Genomic DNA, 26,584 nt, shown 5'->3' on the forward strand with positions numbered 1-26,584 from the left:
AGAATGAGTCGTATCTGCTTATTCAAACTTATTAACAGATTAGAATATTCATTGCTATAAAATGTTGGAAATTCTCTTGATAGGACATATTTCATTATATTTGCAGCCACTAACTAGAGGTGTAATTATTAATTAAAAACTATATAAAAAGGAATGTCAGTAATTTTTATTACCTATAACAGACGTTTACTGGATCAGGTAGAATTAGATGCTTCATTTATTTGTCCGAAATGTGGTTCTGATAAATGGCTGCTGGATACTGTAGAAACAAAAACTTCTGTTTTATTAGGAAGTATGACGCTCGTGAAAGCTGTTGTTGTGTGCAAAGGGTGTTCAAAAAAGATAGCAAAAAAATATCACAATACAGATATTCTTCAATTAGCAGCCAGTAAGGAAAAAGAATTTAAACCTTCTTTTTTGAAGAGATTCGGACTTATTATTCTGTTGCTTACTCTTTTTATCGGAATAGTATCTTATGCGACTATTGATGCGGTCTTAGATCATAATAAAGTCGTAAAAGATGCTAAAGAGAATTTCTCTAAAGCATATGGTGAAGAGGCTCGAAAAGCATGGTTAGAAAATATTCAACAGGGAGATTTTATCCTTTGTAATAATAATTACTATGATCCGGCGATAGTTTTTCAAATAAAAGAATTAATGCCCGATACTCTTATTTTGACTGAGTTTGAACAAACCGTATCTAGGGATGATTTTGAAGACTTAAACAAGTTGAATCAATTAGAATTAGGAATAGGTAATTCTCGTGAGATAAAGATAAGTAGAAGAAATTTTAACCGAAATATTATTGAGTTAGATAACGATAGTCGTAATAACTTGATGATACAGCAAATAAGAAAGAAAAAGTAGATAAGCAAAGCTAAATACTAAAGAAAACATTTAACCGTTTATTGTTATTTTGCTTATTAATGCTGCAAAATAGTTCTGAGAAATTAAATATAAAAATATATGTCAGTAGAAGATAAAAAAATTATTTTTTCGATGATTGGGGTAAATAAAATTTACCCTCCTCAGAAACAAGTATTGAAAAATATTTACCTGTCGTTTTATTATGGAGCCAAGATTGGTATTATCGGTCTCAATGGATCAGGTAAATCGAGCTTGCTTAAGATTATAGCAGGTATTGAAAAAGAATTTCAAGGCGAGATCGTTTCTGACAAAGGATATAGTGTAGGTTACTTGGAACAAGATCCAAAGTTGGATCCGACTAAAACCGTAAAAGAGATTGTACAGGAAGGCGTTCAACCCATAATGGATGTTTTGGCTGAATATGAGGCTATCAATGAAAAATTTGGTTTGCCCGAATATTATGAGGATGCCGACAAAATGGATGCTTTATTTGCTCGTCAGGCTGTTCTTCAAGATCAAATAGATGCATCTGATGCATGGAATCTTGATAATAAGCTGGAGCGCGCTATGGATGCTTTACGTTGTCCGCCCGAAGAGCAATTGACCGAGAATCTTTCAGGAGGAGAGAAACGTCGTGTGGCACTTTGTCGTCTGTTGTTACAAGAGCCCGATGTATTGTTGCTTGATGAGCCTACCAACCACTTGGATGCAGAGTCTATTGATTGGTTGGAGCAACATTTACAACAATATAAAGGTACAGTTATCTGTATTACCCACGACCGTTATTTCTTAGATCACGTAGCAGGTTGGATTCTAGAATTGGATCGTGGTGAAGGTATTCCTTGGAAGGGTAACTATACTTCGTGGTTAGAGCAAAAGACCAAACGTATGGAGCAAGAAGAAAAGCAAGTGAGCAAACGCCGTAAAACCTTACAACATGAGTTGGAATGGGTGAGGATGGCTCCTAAAGCCCGTCAGGCTAAAGGTAAAGCTCGTTTGAATTCTTACGAAAGACTTTTGAATGAAGATCAAAAAGACAGGGAAGAAAAATTGGAGATTTTTATCCCTAATGGTCCACGTCTCGGAAATAAAGTAATAGAAGCTCATGGTGTATCTAAAGCTTATGGCGATAAACTACTGTTTGATGATCTGAATTTCTCGCTTCCACCTAACGGTATAGTTGGTATTATCGGACCTAATGGTGCCGGTAAAACAACTCTTTTCCGTTTGATTCAAGGATTGGAAACCGCTGATAAAGGTACTTTTGAAGTGGGTGAAACAGTCAAAACCGCTTATGTAGATCAAGCACACGAGTCGATAGATCCTGCTAAAACTGTTTATCAGGTAGTTTCAGACGGTTCTGATTTTATCAGAGTCGGAGGTAAGGAGATAAACTCAAGAGCTTATCTGTCGCGCTTTAACTTTGCAGGTGGAGATCAGGAAAAACTTTGCGGTGTATTATCGGGTGGTGAACGTAACCGATTGCATCTGGCTCTTACTTTAAAAGCTGAAGCTAACGTATTGTTACTCGATGAGCCTACCAATGATATAGATATAAATACATTACGTGCTTTAGAAGAAGGTCTGGAAAACTTTGCCGGATGTGCGGTGGTTATTTCCCACGACCGTTGGTTCTTAGATCGTATTTGTACTCATATTCTTGCTTTCGAAGGGAATTCGGAAGTATTCTATTTCGAGGGATCGTATAGCGAATACGAAGAAAATAAGAAAGCTCGTCTAGGAAATGTTGAGCCAAAACGTGTGAGATATCGTAAATTGATGTAATAACATTTCTAAATAGTATTGCATTGAAGTTGTTGCCGAAATTAAAATCTATTTCTGTAACAGCAAATAAAAAGGTCTATGACCAACCCAAAAACAGGAGATCTGTTTCTAAATAATCTATATAGGAAGAGAGAAAGGGGCTTCAAGCCCCTGTTCTCACTATTAAAGATTGGAATTTAGGTAAAATGAAAAGATTCGAATGAGGATATCCATCATATATAACTTAAGAGTTTTCCGTTTCATGATGATAGTACTTTTGGTGCTGTTCTCTAACCTCGCAATATATTCACAAAACACATCTGTGCAGGGAATTGTAAGAGACTCTGTAACTAACGAACCTATCGAATTTGCAACCGTACGCTTTGATGGAACTGATGTCGGGAAATTGTCCGATGAAAATGGAAAGTTTTCGATAAGTAACAACAAAGGAAGTAGTATAGTGGTTGTTTCACTCATGGGATATGAATCCCGAAAGATAACTGTTCCGCCACAACAAACGACTAAAATCGATGTAAAATTGAGAGCAGAGGGTGTGCAACTTAATGAGATAGTCATAAGACCCGAAAAAGAGAAGTATTCGAAAAAAGATAATCCCGCAGTAGAACTTATCAAAAAAGTAATAGAAAATAAATATAGTTATCTGATTACTAATCAGAATTATTATATGAATGATGAGTATGACCGCCTTATGTTTGCCATAAATGAATATAAAGCCGATAAGGGAATACTAAAAGGGCTTAAGTTTGCTTCGAAATATGCCGATACTTCTAAAATAGATAATAAGCCGATATTACCGATTTCGATAAGAGAGACACTTTCGAATGTTTATTATCGAAAGAATCCACAGGGAACCCGTAGGGTAGTAGTAGCACATCAGCGAGAAGGTCTTGATGAGCAAATGAATACCGAGTCGATGGAAACTATCATCGAAGAGATTTTCAAAGATGTAAATATTACCGATAATAATATAAATATGCTTTTTCAGGATTTTGTAAGTCCGCTAAGCAGTACTTCGTCCGTAAACTTCTATAAATGGTATATTATTGACACGGTGATGATAGACCAGAAGAAGTATGTGAATCTGGGTTTTGTACCATTCAATACACGCGATGTTGGTTTTATCGGGAATATTTATGTTCAACCCGAAGCTCCTTATGCCGTTAAGCGAGTCTCTTTTCGTGTTCCTTCAAAAATTAATGTGAATTATGTGGAGAATATGCTCATAACTCAAGAATTTGAAGAGATGTCTCCTAACTTATGGATTCCGTTGAGATTTACTACGGCTATAGATCTGTCAATGTATGGTGCAGCCAAGTTTTATGTGGAAAAGGAAAGAACTTTTGAGAATTTCATGTTCAATCTTCCTGTTGATGCAGCATTTGGCACATCTTCTCCGATTGTATATTTGTCCGATTACAAAAAACATGATAAGAGTTACTGGAATTCTTCCCGACCTAAGATTGTAAATAAGGATTACCGTTTGGGAGAGATGATGGACGAGTTCAGAGCTAATAAACTCGTTGATATTACACTTAAAACAATAGATATTTTAACCAGTCAGTATCTTCCGACAAATAGTAACGAGGAGAAAAATAAGGTCGACCTTGGAACAACTTTAACCTTCTATAGTTTTAATCATCTTGAAGGAAACCGTTTCAGGCTGACAGCTTCAACTACAAAAAACTTGCATCCTCACTTTTTTATGTATGGATATTTGGCATATGGAACAAAGGATGGTAAATGGAAATATTACGGAGAAGCTACTTGGTCTTTTAATCAAAAGAAATATCATAAAGACGAATTTCCCAGACATAACCTCTCGATTGCTCACAAATATGATGTAAATCCCTTAGGACAAAGATTCTTGCAAGCTGAGCGTGATAATATACTTCTTTCGTTCAGGGCTAGAAAATACAATAATATGACCTATGACAGGATGACTGAGATAGATTATCTCCACGAATATCATGGAGGTTTCTCGTATAATATATATGGCAGAACGCATAATGAACAAGCTGCTGGAGAACTGAGGTTTCAGAGACGAAATGAAGAGGGGCTGTTGATTGATATGGGTAATCTTAAAACCACAGAAGCAGGAATAGATATACGATATGCTCATGGAGAGAAATTCTTTCAACAAAAACGGAGGCGTCAGGCCTTACCCTCCAAAGGATATACTATAACTTATTCTCATATAATGGGTTTCAAAGATGTATTGGGTGGGCAATTTAAATACAATAAGAGTTCTCTTTCTTTTGATAAAGAGTTATGGATTGCTCCTTATGGAAGGCTTGGATTAACATTGAAAGGTGAAAAAATCTGGGGTTCGGTTCCATTCCCATTATTATTATCAGCCAATGCCAATAGTTCGATTACTATTCAACGAGGTTCATTCTATATGCTTAGTCCTTTGGAATTTTTAAATGACTCGCAATTAACCTGGGATATTGATTATCGTATGGGAGGATGGCTTTTTAACCGTATTCCGGTTATTAAATCACTTAAATTAAGGGAAGTTGCCGGTTTTAGAGGTTTCTGGGGACATTTGACCAATGACAATAATCCCACTTATAACAAAGACCTTTTAGTATTTCCCGATAATGTGTATTCGATGGGAAGTACTCCTTATATGGAATATAGTGTTGGTATTGAGAACATATTTAAGTTCTTTAGAGTTGATTATGTGAAACGAATTAACTATCTGGATAATCCTGATATCGAGAAGTCAGGATTCAGAATAAGTTTTGAGTTTTCTTTTTAAATAAAAGATAGAAGAATAAGAGCGGCAGTAATAAAAAATTACTGTCGCTTCTTTTGTCTTAAACTTGGAGGGTGAGCTTTACTTGACAGATAAGCTTATCGATTGTTATATTAAAGTAGCAATCTTGATTGTATTTTATGGATGAAAACCTACTTTTTAATATCTTTGTGATGATTTTAGGGAGATCAGATTTATTGATACCTTTTATAACTGTAAATAGAGTATATAACTTAAGTTCGCATAACTATTTATTGCTTCGGAAAGTTAAACAGCGATAGTTAGTTATATTCTTAAAATATATCATTGAATACTTTTTGTTACTTGATTAGATAATCCAATATTAAATTCCGTCTTTTATTTAAAGTATATTTTGATATGCCAGATACAAAATACGATTGTGCTATAGTAGGGAATATTCCGGTAAAGCGTTTTGCTGATCTGATATTGGATATCGGAACATTCTTATTGGCATCGGGAGCTCATAGCGGGCGTGTGGAGAGCAATATCAGGCGTATGGCTCTTACCTGGGGATTTGATGTGAATCTTCAGCCTACATTTAAAGGTTTACTAGTAACAGTACGCAGTCATTGTCGCGAGGACGATACGATAACCATGTTTAAAGAATCGCCAACGCATGTGGTTCACTTTGAGGTGTTAACCAAAGTGAGTCATTTAACATGGAAGGTATATGAAGAAAACCTGTCTATTGATGAAACTGAAAAAGAATTTGATAAGATAAAGGCAATGCCTCACTACAATCCGTGGATTGTATCTATCGCAGTAGGATTGTCTTGTGCAGGGCTCTGTTTTCTATCAATGGGCGATGTCATGAATGGCTTAACGGCTTTGGTTGGTGCATTTTTCGGTTCACTATTCAGATATAAAATTGCAGCTTTACGTTACAATCAGATGATCTCTATCAGTATTGCGGCTTTTATAACTACTACAATTACAGGATTAGGTACTATTTATAATATTGGAGACAATCCGCAATCGGCTATGGCAACGGCAGTGCTCTATCTTATTCCCGGAGTACCACTTATCAATAGCGTTATTGATCTGATCGAAGGATATCTTTCGTCGGCGGTAAACAGGGCTTTGTTTGCAGGTTTCATTCTGCTTTGCATTGCTGCGGGAATGACCTTGAGTATTACACTTATGGGGATTGATAATTTTAAGTTATAATCGAAAAAACTATGTATACAGATATACTACTATCCGTAATTCGCGATTTTGCAATAGCATGTGTCGTAGGAGTTTGTTGGGGTATTCTCTTTGGTACTCCCAAAAAGGTACTTATTGTTGCCGGATTATTGGGCGGAATGGGGCACTGTCTTCGTTTTATCCTTTTACAGATGGATTTCGGTCTTATTATGGCGACGCTGACGGGTTCGGTAGCTATTGGTTTTATTGGGATAGTTGCAGCACATAGAGTTGACAATCCTCCAGTGGTATTTACTATGCCTGCTTGTATAACGATGATTCCCGGAATGTACGCTTATAAAACGATGTTGGCAGGAATTAAGATTACCGATCTGAATGTTGCCAATGAAGATCCGTCTATTATTATTTCTATGGCACATAACCTTACGCTTACCATGTCGTTGTTATTTACTTTGGCTATCGGTATTTGTATAGCTGCACTCTTATTCCGAAAGACAAGTGTAAAAGAGATGGAGTTTGCCAAGAAAATCGAGCGAATAACACATTTCACAAGATAATTAGGATGAGATTATTCTGACTTTTTAATAAATAAAGCCGATTCATTATGAATCGGCTTTATTTATTAAAAAGTCAGAGACTTTAATTCATATAATCCCACATGGGTAATTGTATGGTTTTTTGATTCAAACTTTCGATCGCTTTTGCATCCAAATATTTACGATGAATAACCAAGCGGAACATATATTCGTTAAACCAATTATCGGTAAAAGTCAGGTATCCGTTATTTCCGGCATTTGCTCCCCAGCTATTTTCGAACTCCCATTTTGTAGGATTTTCATTATTATCTGTATCGCAACCTATGAGGAGCATGGCGTGGCTTGATCCGCTTTGGCGAGTCAATATACGTGCCTTTTTATCCATATTGATTTTTACACCGAATAACGATTGGTAGTCATACATGTCAGGATCCATTATACCTGTCTCTCTGTTATGCTGTTTGCCTACATCGCACGAAGCATACATTGCCTCATTATTCTTAATGGAAGCTAAGGCTGCTTTCTTTATATCCTCATTCGGTAGATTTAGATATACCCAATTGATGCCTTCAACGGTATTTCTGTAATTTTTGATCTCATATACTTTGTAGTATTTGCGAGTTGGGTCATTCATAATCATGATATAATTCTCAGGACTATAATCAGCAGGAGTTATTTCATTATAAAACTCTTTTGGTGTATATTGTTTTTCTTCAATCTTACCTGTTTTAGTTTTATATCTCCATGTGAATTGTGTAGGAGGCTCACCTAGGCATAAAGCCAGCATGCGATACACATCTTTGAGGATAGCTTGTTTTTCTGATCTTAACTCTTTCTCCTTCTTGCCGCTTGCTGCCAGTTCTCGGAGATTATATCCCCCCATGCGTAGTCTCTCATTAATCAGAGAAATCATCTGACCGGTACTGTTCGAATGGGCCGTTTCGGGCATAACGGCATCCGGTACAACCCCGTATTTCAGGGCGGCATTATAGTATAAATTCCAAACACCACCATCACCTACAGGCGATTTGAAGAATTCAACAACCTCTCTGTCATCAATCGGATTCGATGCTGTTGCAATTATATTTTCGAGATATAAATTTGCTTTTTCGAATATATCCCAGAAATATAAGTAGTTGTGTGAAAAATCGAAGTTGTCAATATTATATTTCGCCATAATCGAAGGTCGAAGTACATTCATCGAAGTGAACATCCAGCAACGCCCCGAGCTTTTCTGATTGGTAATACCCTTTACCGCTACACGGTATTTGAATAGGTGATCTAACTGCGATTGTAGATCGTGATTCAGTGCATTATCTTTGATACTGCTTTGGGTGGTAAGGATGTTTTGAATGGCTGTAGTAGAAGCGTCTTTCTTGAAACTACCTCTGATTTCTTGCAAATCTTTTTCCGTTACAGTTTGAGAAAAAGCCGAAGCGGAGGTCAGAAACATCGCACAGGCGAGTAATTTTATTTTCATGATCGTATGTTTAGGTCGTATTTGCTTATTTTCTTTTCTATGATGTTTACTATAGGAGTACATATTAATTGACGTATTTTTTCTATGCCCAAGCATATCACAAAGACAGCAATAGAGAAGAGTATTAGTAAGCCTATCAATAATATATAATTTTCTCGATATAGATTGGTAAGGTTTTGTATAGCTTCCTCTAAAAAAATCTTGCGTATCAAATAATGATTGTGAATCAAATATACACCAAATGCAAGAGGTGCTAATGTATTAATCGCATTACTTGAAATTTTCAGATTCTTAAAAGTAAAGAATAAGCCAATGGCGGCAAGAATCAAAAATGGATTATTGTATCGGTTTCCGGGTTCTATCATTTTACCCATTTCCAGATTAAAGAATAAAGTGATACCGAAAATAAGTAATGATGCAGTCAGGTATATTAAAAACGGCTTTTTAATGAGGATTTGATATTTGTTGATATAGCGAGCCAGAACATAAATGGTTATAAAGTTATAGATCGAATAACCATCTCCTGAAATATAGGTATTATTGAATATAAAGCCGGAGAAGCAATTTAGAAAGAGTATGCCCGCCAGAATTATAGTCATTTGTTTTTTGTTGAAATACTCTATTGAATGATTCAGCAGAGGGGCAATAAATAATAACGCAATATAAGCAGTGAGGAACCACCAGGTTCCATAGGTAAGACTGCTCGATATGGGAAAAACAGCTTCCACATAATCACGAATCTCAGGTTTATAGCCCAATAATATGGCAATGATTAAAATACCAACAGAATAAAATAATGCTTGTATGACTAATGATATTATAGTCTTGGATTTGAATCTCACGCCGAAATACCCCGATATAAAAACAAAACAGTTTACACCTACAAAAAACAGGCTGGTTAACAATAGTTCGGATATGTACAATCCGGTGTTATTTATATTATTATGCAATTCGAGCCGAAATACATGCAGCATTACGATCATAAGCATGAGAACCAACCGGAGTAGTTCGATATTCGAAGAACGTGTTTTTGTATCCGTATTCATATTTTTGGTTTTATGCCTTATAGTCCGGTAATACCCATTTTTTTCATCAGGAAGCAAGCATTCATGTTCTGAGCTACACCTTCACGTATTTTATAGGAGAAGGTCAATTGATCGTTGGTTATATCTGCTTCAAAGCGGTAATCTTTTACATTGTCAGGATATTCCTGCTCCAGGTTTCCAAGCAGCAGATCGTGAGTGGCGATAATACCGTTTCCGTTGAGCGATATCAGCTGCTTCATCAAAGCCATCGAGCCTTTTTGCTTATCCTCCGAATTGGTTCCTTTCAGTATTTCATCTAAAATAATAAATAATTCTTCACCTGCTTGCAAACGGTCTATAATCATTTTCAAACGTTTCAATTCGGCAAAGAAGTAAGATTCATTATCAGCCAGAGAATCGGCCGTGCGAAGATTAGTTACCAACCGACATGGGTAAAAAGTCAATGATGCGGCACATACAGGCACTCCTGCACAAGCCATCGTATGATTGATACCGATGGTACGCAGGTAGGTGCTTTTGCCTGCCATATTGGCTCCAGTAATTACCAAAAAGAAAGGAGTCTTGGAGATATTGACATCATTGCGTACACAAGTATCCCTATGCAGCATGGGATGTCCCAAAGCTTTACCTTCGAATATAAATTTATCGGCAACTTGCGGATAGGTATAATCGGGATGGTTAAATGCGAAAATCCCCATAGATACCAGCATATCAAATGCGGCGATAGCTTCGAACCATTGTGCTATTTCCGATTTATACTTTTCAGTCCATTGCTCCACTTTAATTGCATATTTCACATTCCAAAGCAGATAGGGATTGAACAGCATCAAGACTGGAAATGTATATGATACTGTCAGATTATTATGGTATGATTTCAGTTGATTTATAGCATATGAGGCATTGGCTACACCTTTTAATTGAGATTGAATATTCTTCAGCTTATCAGATTGAACGTTTTCATCTTCAATGATTTTGAATAGCTTGGAATATGTATCCAATACTTTCGATTTTTCATTGAAAGTTTCCATAATCTGCATCACTTTTTTGCCGGGAACGAAGCTTATTCCTAATGTGAGGATATATACTATCGAATAATATCCGCCTGCCATCATATCGAAATATACAAGTAATCCAAATAGGATATGGATGAGGGGCATGATGTAAACCATACTTTTCCATAAGATACTGTTCTTTAGTATGGGAGCACGTTTAAATGATGCCGAAAAATCTTTCGAGTTTAGGCTGTCGGCTTCGCTCATTTGACCTATTGCTCTGAAATGAGACAGTAGCTTACCTTTTTGTTTAAGCTCTTCTACTGCTTGCTGTTGGTCTAGAATATCTTTCTTATTTTCGAAAGGATGTATGAATATATTGGCAAGTGCATCTTTTCCGAACGAAGTAACGGTACGATTTATAGACTGAAAGAAAGACCTTTTACCAAATAAATCAAGATCGAGACTGAAACTATGTTCTGCATCTGTTTTTTCGGGAGCTCCATCGAATGCTGAGAAATCATAATTAATACCTTTCAATTCGTTTTGAGCATTTGTTATTTGTTGCTCGCAATAACTCTTTTTTATAAACAGTCGGTTATGGTATTTCATCAATGCAAGAAATGCAACGAAAAATATAATAATAGAAGCAATAACGATTGAAGTGTCTCCCCATAAAATATATGCACAAACTATGGCAGCTATCGCAATAATCAATCGTATGGTTCCTACCCAAAATATTACTTTCTTTAATTGGTCTGATTCTCCTTGATATTTGGTGATAATATTAGAATAATAAGATTCTATTTCGTTGATATTCATTGTGTAATTTGTTTATATCTTTTTGTTTTTTATCAGATGTTTATTTAAGTATCTTCAAGTATCTTTTATAGTTATATCTGTCTCTTATTGTCATTCTCAGCCAAAGCTATAAAAAACTCGATGAGTTTAAAATAATTCGTGTAAAATATCCAGTGATTTGAGTGGCTGAAAATCATGTAAATGAATACGGTAATATTCGAGCATACGGTTTATAATGTTCTGACGATCTTGTCTCGAAAATAAAAACAGGTGCATATTCTCGTATCCTATTCTTGATAAAAGCGATAGAACTTGGCTGTCTACTTTATTTACATAGTGATTGTGTAACGGCTGATGGGTTACAAATATACCGTTCAGCATGTCAAAGTAATCATTGGGGTGATAATCTTCCAGATTAGGATAGAAACCCAGAAAGCGAGTCAGTTTCAGCATAAATACCAGGTGGTAATTGGCCAGACCCTTTTCGCTTTCCTCTAATACCTGTATCGAATGGCTCAGATAATTATATATGATCTCGTATTCATCGGTATCTCTTAATATTCGGCTTAGGAATTCAGATAAAAACAAAACAATGGATGTTTTAACCATATTTCCCGAAATTGAATACAAAGGGTATAGTATATGAGCCTCTCGAATACGCTGAATATCGCGTGATGCCTGATGCTCGGTCTCCATATCGAGTATCGACAAGGGGGCGAAAAGAGACTTCTGTACTTTGGTCGATTTGCTTCGTGACTTGGGAACCATGTAAGTAACTCTACCAAAAGCATTGGTATATACGGTGGCAAGCAGATACTTGTCATTGTAATTAATTGTACTGAGTACTATGGCTTGGGTCTTATGCAGCATGGACTGAAAAATACTTATCTTACAAATTTACTCATTTTGGCAGACGAAAAAAATCCCTGATGTAATTAACATCAGGGATTTTGTATTATTGTATGATAAATATCGAATTATTTACCCGCTTCAGCGTCTCTAATCATTTTTTCGTTAGGGTGGATATATACTTCCACACGACGGTTTTGAGCTCTTCCATCAACTGTACCATTGCTGGCTACCGGTTGTGTTGATCCCATACCTGCCGAAGTCATACGGTTTCCTGCAACACCTTGTTGCAAAAGGAAGTTATAAACAGCTTGAGCACGTTTTTCCGATAATGGATTATTGATAGCGTCAGAACCTGTGTTATCTGTATGACCTGTAATTTGTACATCTGTATCAGGGTGATTTTTCAATGATGTCGCAAATTGGCTAAGTGCATTTTGAGATGCAGAGTTCAATGAGCTAGAGTTAGTTGCAAATAAGATACCCGATTCGAAGGTTACTTTAATCGCTTGTCCGTCATTGACAGACTCTACCTGAGCTCCGTTTATTGATTCTAATTCTTTTTTCTGTTGATCCATTTTGTTTCCGATGATAGCACCTGCTCCACCACCAACAACAGCACCTATACCAGCACCCCAAGCAGCACCTTTGCCACCGCCTAGAAGAGCACCAATACCAGCCCCTAATGCACCACCTGCGCCTGCACCTACACCTGTTCCTTTAACTGTATTACTAGCACCGCAGCTTGATAATAATAATGCTGCAGAAAGAGCTAATGCTCCAAAAACGTTTCTGTTCATAATCAAAATATTTTATTTTAATTCTTTTATTCGAAAAGGTTGATAGACTCACAATATGCAAGCTCTCCCTGTATAATAAAGGTTATCTCATCTGCTGAGAACTCCTTTAACTTATCCTTTTTAGTATTTTTTAAAACAAATTCGGTCAATTCGTCTTCATCGATATCTATAATTTCATCATCAGAAGAACTTTCGTTAAGTAGCCCTTTGTCTTCGTAAAACTCGTATATAATATCAATGATATAATTTATTTCATCATTTGAAAATTTGCCTTTGAACTCTTGAGGAAGAAAGTTCTGTATAAATTTTACAGCATCATCTTCGTCATAACCAATTGGATCTACTTCAGCGCTCATGTGATAGTTATGTTTTAATTTTTAATCTCTAGTATTATAATAACAATTGATAATAGTCAATGTTCATTTAATAGTAATATTGCCGAAGTCCGAAGCTTACTTTTTAGCTGCTTTAGTTTTTTTCTCTTTCGCTTCTTCTTCCAATACCTTTTTTTTCTTCTCCGAAACTTTGGTCTTTTTCTTTTCTTTCTTTTCTACCTTAGTTTTGGTTTTGCTTTTAGTAGTTTTAATTATTTCCATACACTCTTTAAGAGTAAGAGCGGCTGCATCTACTGTTTTTGCTATTTTGTAGTTTTTATCCTTATACGCAATGTATGGACCATAACGACCATTCAGTATCTGAACTTCGTCTTTACCGTCTTTGCCTTCTTTACCTTCGAAAATTTTGATAACTTTTTCTCTGTCTTGTTTTCTTTTTTCTTCGATAATGGCAATAGCTTCCTCCTGCGTTACCGTATATGGATCGACATCTTTTGGTAATGATATAAATTTACCGTCGAACTTAACATAAGGTCCGAATTTACCGATTGAAGCCAATAATTCCTTCTCTTCGTATTCACCGATAAAACGAGGTAAGTCGAAAAGTTTAATAGCTTCTTCTATCGTAATCGTTCCTAATGACTGTCCTTTACGAAGTGATACAAATCGGGGCTTTTCTTCATCATCCTGAGTTCCTAGTTGAATCATTGGACCAAAACGACCTATTTTTGCCGAAATCTGTTTGCCAGTTTTAGGGTCTGTACCTAAAACACGTTCACCTACTTTATGATCTTCGTGTGTGTTGAGAGCTTCCTCTACTACGGGGTGAAATTTCTTATAGAATCGGTCAATAAGATCAGTCCACACTTCTGCACCAACAGCCACATAGTCAAATTCTTTTTCGACATCAGCCGTAAAGTTGTAATCGAGGATACGAGGGAAAAATTCCGTCAGATAATCATTCACAACCATTCCTGTATCGGTTGGCTTCAGTTTGTTTTTATCTGCTCCCGTTTTTTCGGTTTTAATCGCATCGGTAATTTTGCCTTTTTTCAATTGCAAAACATTAAAATTGCGATCGGTACCTTCTATATTTGTTTTCTCAACATATTCTCTGTTCTGAATAGTAGATATCGTAGGGGCATAAGTCGATGGACGACCAATACCCAGTTCTTCGAGCTTTCGAACCAAAGATGCTTCCGAATATCGGGCAGGACGCTGTGTAAATCGCTCGGTAGCTGTCGATTCTTTCAAATCCAATATGTCTTTTCTCTTGATTGGAGGCAACAATGTATTTTCTTCTCCATCCAGAGATTCATCATCTGTACTTTCGAGATACACACGAAGAAATCCGTCAAAGGTGATAACCTCACCACTTGAAACGAATTTTAAATCCTCGTCATCAAAAATATTTATGGTAACGGTTGTTCTTTCCAGTTCGGCATCAGCCATCTGAGAAGCAATTGTTCTTTTCCAGATAAGTTCGTATAATTTTTGCTCTTGCGAAGTGCCCGTTGTTTGGTGGGCATTCATATAAGTTGGACGTATAGCCTCGTGAGCCTCTTGAGCACCTTTAGCTTTGGTCGAAAATTGTCTGGTTTTTATATACTTTTTACCATATGCATCTCCAATCTCAGCTTTTGAAGCATTGATAGCCAGACTCGAAAGGTGTACCGAGTCGGTACGCATATAGGTAATCTTTCCAGATTCGTATAATTTTTGTGCTACCGACATCGTTTGTGCAACAGAAAAGCCTAATTTACGGGCTGCCTCCTGTTGAAGTGTAGATGTGGTAAATGGAGCTGCAGGCGATTTTTTTGCAGGTTTAGTGATAACACTATCTATCGTAAAATCTTGAATGCCTTTCAGCCTGTTTAAAAACTCAAGAGCTTCTTCTTTTGTTTTTAAACGTTTATTTAGTTCTGCATTTATTTGGTAAGGCGTGTTATCAGCTTCTTTTTTCGAGAAGGTTGCCTGTACGCGGTACGAAGCCTCGCTTTGGAATGCATTGATTTCACGTTCCCTTTCGGTAATTAGTCGAACGGCTACCGATTGTACACGTCCGGCCGAAAGAGCCGGTTTGATTTTTCGCCACAATATAGGCGATAATTCAAAACCAACAATACGATCGAGTACACGACGTGCTTGTTGAGCGTTTACTAAATCTCTGTTTATTCGACGGGGATTTTCTATTGCATGGAATATTGCATTCTTGGTTATTTCATGAAAAGCAATTCGGTGATACTGCTTGTCACGTAATCCTAATGTTTCGTATAAATGCCAAGATATGGCTTCTCCCTCGCGGTCTTCATCGGATGCCAACCATACAACGTCAGCTTTATTTACCGCAGCTTGGAGTTCGGATACCAATTTTTCTTTATCTGCCGGTACTTCGTATAGAGGTCTGTAGCTGTTAGCTAAATCAATACCCAAGTCTTTTTTCTTCAGATCGCGGATATGTCCGTAACTGGACATTACTTTGTAATCCTTGCCTAAAAACTTTTCTATTGTTTTGGCTTTAGCCGGAGATTCCACTATAACTAAATTTTTCTGCATTCGTTGTTATTTTTTTGTATTCATACAATCAAACGGCAAAAGTAATCAAATTGTTTATTATATAAGCCGTTTTTTTGTTTTTGTAAAAGACCTGCGTGTCATCCCTGCCTATTAACATCATTTTGTTTTCATCAATCAGGTAGTGTTTCAGTATACATTTACAGTTCGGTCAAAGATCTATAATGTGAGCTGTTTATCGCTGTATTTCTCATGTGAGAATGGCATAATTGCTCTGTTGTTTCAGTTATCGACGCAATAAAAAACAGGCGACTTTATAATATCTCGGTTTCTATTTTATAATCGTTACGACCGGCCGAATTGCGAGAAATCAGTTCTCCAATAAATCCGGCAAGAAATAATTGAGTCCCCAATATCATTGTTGTAAGAGATATATAAAAGTAGGGTGAATCGGTTACTAACGAATAGGGATGCCCATGTGTCATTGCATACATTTTAGATGCTCCGATTGAAATAACTGTAATTAGTCCGATAAAGAACATAAAGCTTCCCAATAATCCGAAGAAGTGCATCGGTTTGCGTCCGAAAGTAGACAGGAACCACAACGTGAGCAGATCGAGGTAACCGTTAAAGAAACGATTTATACCGAATTTGCTGCTACCGTATTTACGTGATTGATGTTGTACTTCCTTTTCTCCTATACGTTTAAAACCTGCAATCTTAGCAAGGTAGGGTATGTAACGATGCATATCGTTATATACTTCTATGTTTTTAACGACGTCTTTTCTATAAGCTTTCAACCCGCAATTAAAATCGTGTAATTGAATACCCGATACTTTGCGTGCTGTGGCGTTAAATAATTTGGTGGGTAATGTTTTGGTTATCGGATCGTATCTTTTCTTTTTCCATCCTGATACCAAATCGTATTTTTCGTTGATAATCATGTCATACAGTGCCGGAATTTCTTCGGGACTGTCTTGCAGATCGGCATCCATGGTGATGATAACATCTCCCTGTGCAACTTCGAAGGCACAGTGCAGAGCCGGCGATTTGCCATAATTTCGACGAAATTTAATACCCTTTACGTGAGGTGACTTTTCTCTCAATTGAGTAATTACCTGCCACGATGTGTCTGTACTCCCGTCATCCACAAATATAACTTCGTACGAAAAGTTGCGTTCCTGCATTACACGTTCTATCCAATTGTATAGTTCGGGTAACGATTCATCTTCGTTATATAAAGGGATAACAATCGATAAGTCCATAGATTATATATTTTGATGTGGATTGTTTTTCTGGCGTGAAGCAAAATAACCGAGTACTAAAGCCAGAAACATTCCTATGATCATATTTTGAAAAACAATAGCAAAGATATAATAGAGCCCTCCATAAGAAAGAACTGTTTTTGAGTATATATCGGGCAGATGCATTTTGCTTATTACATCATATATTTGCTCATTCATTTGTGTAACTAACCCGGGATTGATGACCAAGAGGTGTAGGCTGGTTATTACCGATTCGATGAGTGACGCAAGTAGAAAAATCAAAAGAATGAATAGAATTGCTTCACCGTAGAGAATGTTTCCTCCTTTATCCTTATCTCTGTATCTGCAAATTAGCATATAGGTGAGCACGGGAGTTACTATACCCAAAATGCTATTGATATATTTACTTATTTCGGTGTATTCGCCGCCTATGACAAACAAATATTTGAACACCCAGAATAATCCCAATGGGATAGCATAATTCATGGCAGTAGATACCATGCTGTTTTTATTTTCGCTCATAATCTTTGTTAACCATCCATGTAATGACAGTGCGAAAGTAGCAAAAAAAGAGTAGATACAAACAAAGAGATATTTTTCGTTTTACTTTTTTAAGGTCTCAGACCTTTTTATCGCTTTGAGAAGCGTAGCGGTACTCTTATTTATTTTAGTGATACAGGTATGTATATTTCGGTGACGGTGTCCTCGGCTTTTACTTTATCGGGGTCGCTTACATATTTTTCGAAGAAAGTTGCTTGCCTTAAACGGTAACCGGATGAGGGGAGCCACCCGAACCATATATTTTTATAGTATTCGTTTAATCCGCTGTATGATCCTATGTGTGTAAAGATGGCGTATAATCCGCCTTTTATATTTTTGCAGCCTATTTTTCCCGTAGGAGCGATTGGTTTGTCAATCGTCAAACAGGCATAAAAGCGGCATTTATTGGTTTCTGTTGTATTAGGATCATCAAGGCTAATGCCTAGCCATTCGTTTGGTTCTTGTAGCAGATCATTATCTGCGGCAAAATGATTCAGTTCGCTCCACGCTTTATCGTACACTTCTTTGGTTCCGTAGGGAGCAATAACTCTTATGTAAATAATGTTTTTGGGTGCGATCTCACAAATCTGCGGAGATAGTTGGTTCTGACTATAATCTCTTGTTTCAGTTGATACCAGTTTATACATACTGGGAGGCGTTCCAAAATGTTTCTTGAAAGCTTTAGATAAGGCCTGTTCAGAGTTGTAACCTGTTTTTTCGGCTAGTATATTGAGGCTTAAATCTGTTGTTTTGAGCTTTCCGGCTATATATTCCAACCGTAAACGCTGTACATATTCGCCCAGATTTTCACCAATGATGGCTTTAAATATGCGGTGAAAATGAAAAGGCGATACATTGGCTATTTGGGATAGGGTAGCGAGGTCGGGTTTTTCGTTCAAATGCTCATTGATGTAATCGAGCACTTTATTGATCGACTTATGATATTCTTTTTGCGTGTTTTCTTTTTGGGCCCACCGTTTCAGTGTGGGAAGTTTTTGTCTCAGATGCGTTACGGCTTCATTCTTGGAAATGTCGGTCATATATTTTGCACAAAGCTCAACCATTTCGTCCATTGTTGAATCGGAGGTGAATTGACCGTCTTTAAAACAGTATTGACAGTAGTCTTTTACTCTGATACCTTTTTTATCGGTTCCGAATTCATTTAATTGATGCAGTGGCATTCCACAACTTTGGCAAATAGTATATTCCATAGAATTTCAAAAAATAAAAAGTATCATCTATACAGTAGGGGCGTATAATTATACGCCCACTCATTTCTCGTGCGAATGATTATTCGCCTTTACTTTTATTTAGCTTTTCCAGCGTAAAAGGGTAGGGAAGTGCTGCTTCATGCCGGTAATTGCTTCTTCTTTTGTGTACTTGATATCTGAGTCTTTGTTAAACTCATCTACATACTCAGCACATTTCAAAATCATTTCATCCATTGTTACATCTGCTGTAAATTCTCCGTCTTTATAGCAATAACTGCAATAGGTAGTATTTACTGATCCGTCTTTGTTTGTACTGTTAAATTCTGCAGACATTGGCATACCGCAGCTTTGGCAAAAAGTTTGTTTCATGATGTTAATTATTAGTTGTTTATATTCGAAAGCAAAGATAGGGATATCTTGTTTTGGTTTACTTATCCAATCTTGCTAAAAAAGAAAAAGGCAGATGTTTTACTACCTGCCTTTTGTCTTTTATCTGTATTTTATTGTAACGATTTACTCATACAAATGCTTTCGGGATTGTCTGCATATTGTCCGTAATTAGGTATCTGGCTGTAGCCCATCTTTTTGTACAGATGTATTGCTTCAATCATTTTATAACCTGTTTCGAGAACCGTATCCGAAAAACCTTTTTCCTTAGCCCACGATTCTATTTCCGAGAGCATCTTTTGTGCAATACCTTTTCCTCTGTAATCAGTATCTAGGTACATCCGTTTTACTTCTACCGTTTTATTCTCAAATGCTTTGAAACAACAGCATCCCACAGCTTTGTCGTTCCAATAGGCTATTACAACGGTTTCGATAAAAGGTATCTTGTTGTAAATATTATACTGAAATTGTGTATCGCCATTGCGAATACTTAATTCACTATCGAGTTTACAAATCAGTTCTCTGAAATCGCTGTTTTCGCTATCGGTTCTTACCAGTTCAAGCATACTTGTAGATACTGTATTTCAATGTGACAACAATACTTACCAAAGTCTATAAAATAAAAAGGTCTGTAACTTTAATTGCTTTTCTTCTCAGTTTCTTTTATTTCGAAACTTAGGGGATTTTTTACTTTATCCTTAAGAAGAGCAATATCCAAAACCTCCGATATATCAGAAACATAATGAAAGGTAAGTCCTTTCAGATAAAGTTCTTTTATTTCCTCTATATCCTTTTGATTCTCTTTACACAGAATGATCTCTTTGATGCCGGCACGTTTAGCAGCCAATATCTTTTCGCGGATACCACCTACAGGAAGCACTTTTCCCCGAAGGGTAATTTCGCCTGTCATAGCCAAATTAGATCTCACCTTACGTTGCGTAAATGCCGAAGCCAGAGATGTTACCATCGTGATACCGGCAGAAGGTCCGTCCTTAGGAATAGCACCTTCGGGTACATGCACGTGTACATTCCAGTTTTCGAGTACACTATCGTCTATGCCTAATCTCTGGTTATGAGAATGTATGTATTCGAGAGCCAGCATTGCCGATTCTTTCATTACATCTCCCAAGTTTCCGGTAAGAGTCAGTTTGCTGCCTTTTCCTTTGCTTAGCGATGTTTCTATAAATAGAATCTCACCACCTACCGAAGTCCAAGCCAAGCCGGTTACAACCCCTGCATAATCGTTGCCTTGATATTCGTCTCTCGAAAATCTGTTTGCTCCCAGATAATCTTTCAGATTGGCTGCTTCTAGAATTTTAGGATATTCTTCTTTCAAAGCCACCTTCAGCGCTACTTTACGCATTATCTGAGCCAGAGTCTTGTCTAAAGATCTCACTCCCGATTCGCGTGTATAATTTTCTATAATTTTCTCAATAGTCTTTTTTGGAATATCAATATCTTCCTTTTTCAGACCGTGATTTTCCAATTGTTTTGGGATAAGATGCTTACGGGCAATCTCTACTTTTTCTTCCATAATATATCCGCTGATATCGATCAACTCCATACGGTCGAGCAGAGGTTGTGATATTGCCGAAACATTATTGGCTGTTGCGATGAACAGAACTTTCGACAAATCGTAATCGATATTCAGATAATTGTCATGAAAAGCCGAGTTTTGTTCGGGATCAAGTACTTCCAGAAGAGCTGATGCGGGATCACCTCTAAAGTCGTTACCGATTTTATCTATTTCATCCAATACAAATACAGGGTTTGATGAACCTGCCTTTTGTATATTCTGAATGATACGTCCGGGCATAGCACCGATATAAGTACGGCGGTGTCCTCTGATTTCCGATTCGTCATGCAATCCGCCAAAAGATACTCTTACATACTTACGGTTGAGAGCTTCGGCTACAGACTTACCTAAAGACGTTTTACCTACTCCGGGAGGGCCGTACAGACAGATGATCGGAGACTTAAGGTCACCTTTCAATTTCAATACCGCAAGATGCTCAATAATGCGTTCTTTTACTTTCTCGAGTCCGAAGTGGTCTCTGTCGAGTACTTTTTGTGCATGTTTCAGGTTGAAGTTGTCTTTGGTATATTCGTTCCAAGGCAATTCCAACAGAGTTTGCAAGTAAGTATATTGTGTAGAATAATCGGGTGACTGAGGATGCAGACGTTCCAATTTCTTGATTTCTTTGTCTACGCTTTCAGCTACTTTCTCATCCCACTTTTTAGTCTTGATCTTTTCTTTCAGATCATCTATATCTGCTTGCTGAGGGTTGCCTCCCAGCTCATCCTGAATAGTTTTGATCTGTTGTTGAAGAAAATATTCCTTTTGTTGCTGATTCAATTCCTCACGGGTTTTCATCTGGATATTCATTTTCATTTCCAGCATTTGAGTTTCCCTGTTTAATATCATCAACAAACGGTAAGCCCTGTTTTTATCATCATCGATATTGAGTAACTCTTGTTTCTCAGAACCGGGTACAGGCAGGTTTGTACAACAATAATTTACCAATAAAGGCGATTTCGAATTCTCGTTGAGCTTACTTACTAAATCCTTTGGAGGATCGCCGTACATACGTAGCATATGTATAGTCAAGTCGCGGATCGATTCTAAAAGTACTTGGTACTCTTTATCGTCTTTTTCGGCAATAGTTGTTTCCTTTAATGTATATTTAGCTTTCAGAAAGGGTTCAGTAGTGGTTATCTGATCTATTCTGAAACGTTTTTTACCCTGTAATATAACCGTAAGATTAGGATCGTTAGGTATATCTATTATGCGGATAACTTCTCCGATGACACCAATGTCATATAAGTCGTTTTGTTCGGGATCTTCCGTTTCTGCATCTTTCTGACAAACCAATCCTACTATGCCTTTTCCGTTTTTCAGGCTTTTTAGAGCCTTCAAAGATTTGGAGCGTGCTACAGTAATAGGAAGGCTGGTTCCGGGAAAGATGATTGTGTTTCGAAGAGCCAGAAGCGGAATTTCTTCTTTCAGATACTTTTCGTCAATATCAAAATCGATATTGCCTAATTCATCCGAAACGATAGAAATTACAGGCTCAGAGTTCCCGTCCATACTAAAAAAATCTCTGTCTTTATTGTCAAACATTGTATGTTATTTCGTTTTATCCTGTTATATTTCTTGTTTTTTGAGGTTTACAAAGTTAATAATAATGCCTAACTTTGTTTTAGTATTTTTACTTTTACAAATACTGTGCCACTATAGTTTTAGAGAGCTGTTTCGGGCATTGGTGTTGCCAATTTGTCTTTAAGTTATTTAGATATGTCCAATCCATACTTCAGTTTTAAAAAAATTACAGTTTATCACGACAAATGTGCCATGAAAGTGGGAACTGATGGTGTGTTGTTGGGGGCGTGGGTTAAACTCGGTAAAGTCAGGAGAGTTTTAGACGTGGGTACAGGCACGGGTTTGGTTGCTCTAATGTTGTCTCAGCGTTCCGAAGGTTTCATATCAATTGATGCTATCGATATAGATGAGGATGCAGTATTGCAAACGTTGGAAAATGTGGAGAGGGCATCTTTTCGGAATGTAAAGGCTATTCATTCTTCATTACAGGATTATGTTGAGAAGTGTGATGTGAAATACGATATGATTGTTTCTAATCCTCCTTATTTCTCGTCTTCACTGCATTCGCCTAATGAACAGCGCACACTTGCAAGGCATACAAATTCGCTGCCAATGGTCGAATTTATGAATATTTCAGCTCGTTTATTATCTCCGGATGGTTATTTGTCACTTATATTTCCGTATGCTGAGAAAGATTTATTGATTGGTTTGGCTGAAAATGCAGGTTTATTTGTTTCCCGAATAACGAATGTTTATCCGATGCCTCATTTAAATGCTAAAAGAGTGTTGCTCGAATTTTCTAAAATGAAGCAGGACACTGAAATTGCAGATTTAATTATAGAGAAAGAACGTCATATATATACCGATGATTTCACCGAGTTGGTGAAGGATTTTTACTTGAAATTATAATGAGTTTTTAAACTATAACAGTTAATCGTTGTTATGCTTGGATGTATATAATAGTTTTAAGTTTTTAATCGATCAATTAAATAGTTCAATTATGAGAAATATCTTAGTTTTTATTTCAATATTGTTTTGTAGTTTTCAATTATCAGCCCAAACTCAAAAATATCAATTGAGTACACATATTCTTGATATTACAACAGGTACGCCAAGTGCAAATGTTTTAGTGATGCTCGAAAAGCAAAATGACGAAGGGGTGGGATGGGAAAAGTTAGATGAAAAGAAAACAGACGAAAATGGTCGTATAGGTACATTTTTACTTTTGGATGAAAATTCAAAAGATAAAAATGCAGGTATATATCGTCTTACTTTTTTTACACGATCCTACTTTGAAAGTCGTGCGGTTAAAACTTTTTATCCTTTCGTGCAGGTGGTTTTCGAAATAGACGGTAATACTCATTATCATGTTCCGATAACATTAAGCCCTTATGGATACTCTACTTACAGAGGTAGTTGATTGGCTGATCTGTATATAGATGAGTCCTTGATACTGTAAAGTGTTGAGGACTTTTTTTGTAGTATTTGTATTGAAGTCAATATTTTAGCGGATAGCTAGGCGAAGATTGAATGTGTGTTTGTTTTTTTTATAGAATAGTTTTTCAGCCTGACGTCAAAATACCTTACCTTTAAGGATTAGTAAGTATAATGAAATACTTGTGCTACTATTTACAGATGTTTTGTTTATCAAAGTAATAAATGGTTTTGCGAACTTAGAATAAAAAATAAGATTAGATGAAAAAGATTGCACTAATAACCGGAGCGACTTCCGGAATAGGAAGGGCTACAGCCGAAGTATTGGCTAAAAATGGTTTTGATATTATTATCACCGGACGTAGAAAGGAAAAACTGCTTGAGCTGGAAAAATTACTTCAAAATGAATATAAAGCCGAAGTGCTTTCTTTGGAGTTTGATGTACGTAATTATGTCGATGTTGAAAAATATCTCGGCAATCTCCCCGAAAGATGGAAAAATATAGATGTACTGGTTAATAATGCAGGTCTTGCAGTTGGACTAAATTCTATTCAGGAAGGAGTTGTGGATGATTGGGAGCGAATGATTGATACGAATATCAAAGGTCTATTGTATGTGACTCGTATCGTTTCGCCCGGTATGATCGAGCGTAAATCGGGGCATATTATTAATATAGGTTCTATTGCATCGCGAGAGGTATATGCCAATGGAGGTGTGTATTGTGCGACCAAACATGCTGTTAAGGCGTTGTCTCAAGGTATGCGTTTAGATATGGTTAATTACGGTATTAAAGTGACCTTGGTTTCCCCCGGAGCTGTGGAGACCGAATTCTCGGTAGTTCGTTTCAAGGGAGATCAAAGTCGTGCAGATAAAGTTTATGACGGTTTTGTCCCTCTTCGTGCAGAAGATGTGGCAGACGCTATTTACTATGCAGTATCGGCTCCCGATCATGTGGATGTGCAAGATGTATTGCTGATGGCAAAAGCACAGGCTTCGGCAACTGTGTTTCATAAAGAATAGTTTTCTCTGGAATTAGATCTGAAGAATAATAAGGTGTGAAATAGATTGGAATACTTTAATCGGTTTTCGATCTTTTATAAAAACGTAGTTATGGTAAAGATTTTTGATGTAGCTCAGATAAAGAAAATAGATAGATGTACCGTTGTTAATCAGGGAGTCACATCTGTTGATCTGATGGAAAGAGCTTCGCTCGCAGTTTCAGAAAAACTTATTCGTGTTTTAGACATCAATCAGCCTGTGCTTGTTTTTGCAGGAATGGGTAATAACGGAGGCGATGCTCTTGCCGTTGCTCGTATATTGTTGTCTAAGCATTATAAGCTGGATGTATATATAGTTGCTCCTGATGATCGATTTTCGGACGATTGCCGTGAAAATAAGGAGCGTTTGGAACGTTTGACAAATGTTTCCATTATAAAAGAAAAGAAAGATATCCCTCATATATATCCTGATTGTATTGTAATTGACGGATTATTTGGCTCGGGGTTGAACCGTCCCTTGGATGGGGTGTTTTTGAATGTTGTTGAGGCGATAAATTCGTCTAATAACAAAGTCTATTCTATTGATATGCCATCGGGGTTGTTTGTTGAGGATAATCTTAATAATAACCAAGAGGGTATTATTCGAGCCGAAAAAGTTTTTACTTTCCAATCTCCCAAATTATCATTGCTTTTGCCCGATAGCGGCGATTATTGTAAGAAAATGATCGTTCTTGATATTGGCTTGTGCGATAAGTGTATCAACGAAGAGCATACCGATCTGTATTTTACAGAAAAAGCAGATGTGGCAACATTACCATTGTCAAGAGGTGCTTTTTCGCATAAAGGTACTTACGGAAAGGCTCTGATAATTGCCGGTTCGTATGGTAAAATAGGAGCGGCAGTTTTGTCAGCTCGTGCCTGTTTGAGAACGGGGGTGGGGCTTCTTATCATGCATGTGCCTCGTTGTGGAGTCGATATATTGCAGACGGCTGTTCCCGAAGCGATGGTTGATGCTGATGAGTTTTCGGAAAATGTAAGTAGGGTAGAATTGGATGTTAATTCGTTTGCATTAGGTATCGGACCCGGTATTGGAACCGGAGATAAGGCAAAGGATTTATTGCACGATTTGTTTGATCGCTATCATAAACCGATGGTAATTGATGCCGATGCGCTTAATTTAATAGCGGAGGATGATGTGCTCCGCAGTAAAATACCCCCTAAAAGTATTTTAACGCCACATCCTGTCGAACTTGATCGATTATCAGGTGCTGTTTCCAAAAATGGTTACGAACGGCTCAAAAGGGCTCGTGATTTTGCTAGGAGCCATGATGTTTATATTATACTAAAGGGTGCATACACTGCTGTTGTTACTCCGGAGGGAAAAGTATTCTTTAACTCCACGGGAAATCCGGGGATGGCGACAGGTGGAAGTGGTGATGTTTTAACGGGAATGATCACTTCTTTGTTGGCACAAGGATATTTTCCGCAAAATGCAGCGATTTTGGGAGTATATCTACACGGTTTATCCGGGGATTTAGCTGCAAAATCAAAATCTCAACAAGGAATGTTGCCCACCGATATGATCGAATATATCGGAAAAGCATATCGTGCTTTGAAATAATGAAAAAAAGTTGTATTTTTATATTCCTGATTTCTAATTTTTTAGATCAAAATGCTTGTTTTTTTTGAAAAAAAGTGTTGAGAATGTTTGCAGGAATA

At 37.1% G+C, this 26,584-nt stretch carries 22 protein-coding genes; 9 read left to right on the forward strand and 13 right to left on the reverse strand.

What is annotated here, in order from left to right; translation table 11 throughout:
- The first annotated feature begins 153 nt into the window (after nucleotides 1-153).
- From G7051_RS13765 to G7051_RS13785, 5 genes are all read left to right on the forward strand, one after another.
- Nucleotides 154-867: a hypothetical protein gene (locus tag G7051_RS13765; protein ID WP_166201142.1), complete on the forward strand. Its 714-nt coding sequence runs from the start codon at nucleotides 154-156 to the stop codon at nucleotides 865-867.
- Between the two features lie 99 nt (nucleotides 868-966).
- Nucleotides 967-2,652, forward strand: coding sequence for an energy-dependent translational throttle protein EttA (ettA, locus tag G7051_RS13770; protein WP_166116276.1), 1,686 nt, complete (start codon nucleotides 967-969; stop codon nucleotides 2,650-2,652).
- Between the two features lie 241 nt (nucleotides 2,653-2,893).
- The gene (locus G7051_RS13775; RefSeq protein WP_166116278.1) at nucleotides 2,894-5,413 is read left to right on the forward strand and encodes a DUF5686 and carboxypeptidase-like regulatory domain-containing protein; all 2,520 of its coding nucleotides are present in this window, start codon (nucleotides 2,894-2,896) and stop codon (nucleotides 5,411-5,413) included.
- A gap of 375 nt (nucleotides 5,414-5,788) precedes the next feature.
- On the forward strand, nucleotides 5,789-6,598 hold the full coding sequence (locus G7051_RS13780; RefSeq protein ID WP_166201144.1) for a threonine/serine exporter ThrE family protein: 810 nt from the start codon (nucleotides 5,789-5,791) through the stop codon (nucleotides 6,596-6,598).
- 11 nt (nucleotides 6,599-6,609) lie between these two features.
- Complete coding sequence (locus G7051_RS13785; RefSeq protein WP_166116282.1) at nucleotides 6,610-7,134, forward strand: threonine/serine exporter family protein; 525 nt, start codon at nucleotides 6,610-6,612, stop codon at nucleotides 7,132-7,134.
- Between the two features lie 82 nt (nucleotides 7,135-7,216).
- Here G7051_RS13785 and G7051_RS13790 read toward each other — a convergent pair whose 3' ends face one another.
- From G7051_RS13790 to lon, 13 genes are all read right to left on the reverse strand, one after another.
- Nucleotides 7,217-8,593, reverse strand: coding sequence for an aminopeptidase C (locus tag G7051_RS13790; RefSeq protein WP_166201146.1), 1,377 nt, complete (start codon nucleotides 8,591-8,593; stop codon nucleotides 7,217-7,219).
- Nucleotides 8,590-9,639: an acyltransferase gene (locus G7051_RS13795; protein ID WP_166201148.1), complete on the reverse strand. Its 1,050-nt coding sequence runs from the start codon at nucleotides 9,637-9,639 to the stop codon at nucleotides 8,590-8,592. The genes G7051_RS13790 and G7051_RS13795 overlap by 4 nt, the downstream gene beginning before the upstream one ends.
- A gap of 17 nt (nucleotides 9,640-9,656) precedes the next feature.
- A complete protein-coding gene (locus G7051_RS13800; RefSeq protein ID WP_166201150.1) occupies nucleotides 9,657-11,453 on the reverse strand; it encodes a hypothetical protein in 1,797 nt (598 codons plus the stop codon).
- 126 nt (nucleotides 11,454-11,579) lie between these two features.
- Complete coding sequence (recO, locus tag G7051_RS13805) at nucleotides 11,580-12,302, reverse strand: DNA repair protein RecO (protein WP_166116290.1); 723 nt, start codon at nucleotides 12,300-12,302, stop codon at nucleotides 11,580-11,582.
- Nucleotides 12,303-12,409: 107 nt separating this feature from the next.
- The gene (locus G7051_RS13810) at nucleotides 12,410-13,081 is read right to left on the reverse strand and encodes an OmpA family protein (RefSeq protein ID WP_166201152.1); all 672 of its coding nucleotides are present in this window, start codon (nucleotides 13,079-13,081) and stop codon (nucleotides 12,410-12,412) included.
- 26 nt (nucleotides 13,082-13,107) lie between these two features.
- Nucleotides 13,108-13,437: a hypothetical protein gene (locus G7051_RS13815; RefSeq protein WP_166116296.1), complete on the reverse strand. Its 330-nt coding sequence runs from the start codon at nucleotides 13,435-13,437 to the stop codon at nucleotides 13,108-13,110.
- 96 nt (nucleotides 13,438-13,533) lie between these two features.
- A complete protein-coding gene (gene topA, locus G7051_RS13820; protein WP_166201154.1) occupies nucleotides 13,534-15,972 on the reverse strand; it encodes a type I DNA topoisomerase in 2,439 nt (812 codons plus the stop codon).
- A 272-nt stretch (nucleotides 15,973-16,244) separates the two neighbouring features.
- On the reverse strand, nucleotides 16,245-17,195 hold the full coding sequence (locus tag G7051_RS13825) for a glycosyltransferase family 2 protein (RefSeq protein WP_166201156.1): 951 nt from the start codon (nucleotides 17,193-17,195) through the stop codon (nucleotides 16,245-16,247).
- A 3-nt stretch (nucleotides 17,196-17,198) separates the two neighbouring features.
- Nucleotides 17,199-17,717 carry a DUF4199 domain-containing protein gene (locus G7051_RS13830; RefSeq protein WP_166116303.1) on the reverse strand — a complete coding sequence of 173 codons (519 nt, stop codon included), beginning with the start codon at nucleotides 17,715-17,717 and terminating at the stop codon, nucleotides 17,199-17,201.
- A 140-nt stretch (nucleotides 17,718-17,857) separates the two neighbouring features.
- On the reverse strand, nucleotides 17,858-18,946 hold the full coding sequence (locus tag G7051_RS13835; RefSeq protein WP_255493246.1) for a GyrI-like domain-containing protein: 1,089 nt from the start codon (nucleotides 18,944-18,946) through the stop codon (nucleotides 17,858-17,860).
- A 99-nt stretch (nucleotides 18,947-19,045) separates the two neighbouring features.
- Nucleotides 19,046-19,315 carry a zinc ribbon domain-containing protein gene (locus tag G7051_RS13840; protein ID WP_166201158.1) on the reverse strand — a complete coding sequence of 90 codons (270 nt, stop codon included), beginning with the start codon at nucleotides 19,313-19,315 and terminating at the stop codon, nucleotides 19,046-19,048.
- Between the two features lie 131 nt (nucleotides 19,316-19,446).
- Nucleotides 19,447-19,899, reverse strand: a complete 453-nt coding sequence (locus G7051_RS13845; RefSeq protein ID WP_166201160.1) for a GNAT family N-acetyltransferase — start codon at nucleotides 19,897-19,899, stop codon at nucleotides 19,447-19,449.
- Between the two features lie 71 nt (nucleotides 19,900-19,970).
- Nucleotides 19,971-22,454, reverse strand: coding sequence for an endopeptidase La (gene lon / locus G7051_RS13850; RefSeq protein WP_166116310.1), 2,484 nt, complete (start codon nucleotides 22,452-22,454; stop codon nucleotides 19,971-19,973).
- A gap of 174 nt (nucleotides 22,455-22,628) precedes the next feature.
- On the opposite strand from lon, the gene G7051_RS13855 reads away from it, so the two are divergent.
- The 4 genes from G7051_RS13855 (at nucleotide 22,629) to G7051_RS13870 (ending at nucleotide 26,486) form a co-directional block, all read left to right on the forward strand.
- On the forward strand, nucleotides 22,629-23,342 hold the full coding sequence (locus G7051_RS13855; protein WP_166201162.1) for a tRNA1(Val) (adenine(37)-N6)-methyltransferase: 714 nt from the start codon (nucleotides 22,629-22,631) through the stop codon (nucleotides 23,340-23,342).
- A 91-nt stretch (nucleotides 23,343-23,433) separates the two neighbouring features.
- Nucleotides 23,434-23,853 carry a hydroxyisourate hydrolase gene (uraH, locus tag G7051_RS13860; RefSeq protein WP_166201164.1) on the forward strand — a complete coding sequence of 140 codons (420 nt, stop codon included), beginning with the start codon at nucleotides 23,434-23,436 and terminating at the stop codon, nucleotides 23,851-23,853.
- A 275-nt stretch (nucleotides 23,854-24,128) separates the two neighbouring features.
- Nucleotides 24,129-24,887, forward strand: coding sequence for an SDR family NAD(P)-dependent oxidoreductase (locus tag G7051_RS13865; protein WP_166201166.1), 759 nt, complete (start codon nucleotides 24,129-24,131; stop codon nucleotides 24,885-24,887).
- Between the two features lie 90 nt (nucleotides 24,888-24,977).
- On the forward strand, nucleotides 24,978-26,486 hold the full coding sequence (locus G7051_RS13870; protein WP_166201168.1) for an NAD(P)H-hydrate dehydratase: 1,509 nt from the start codon (nucleotides 24,978-24,980) through the stop codon (nucleotides 26,484-26,486).
- The last annotated feature ends 98 nt before the right edge of the window (nucleotides 26,487-26,584 follow it).

This window comes from Dysgonomonas sp. HDW5B, from assembly GCF_011299335.1.
GTDB lineage: Bacteria > Bacteroidota > Bacteroidia > Bacteroidales > Dysgonomonadaceae > Dysgonomonas_A.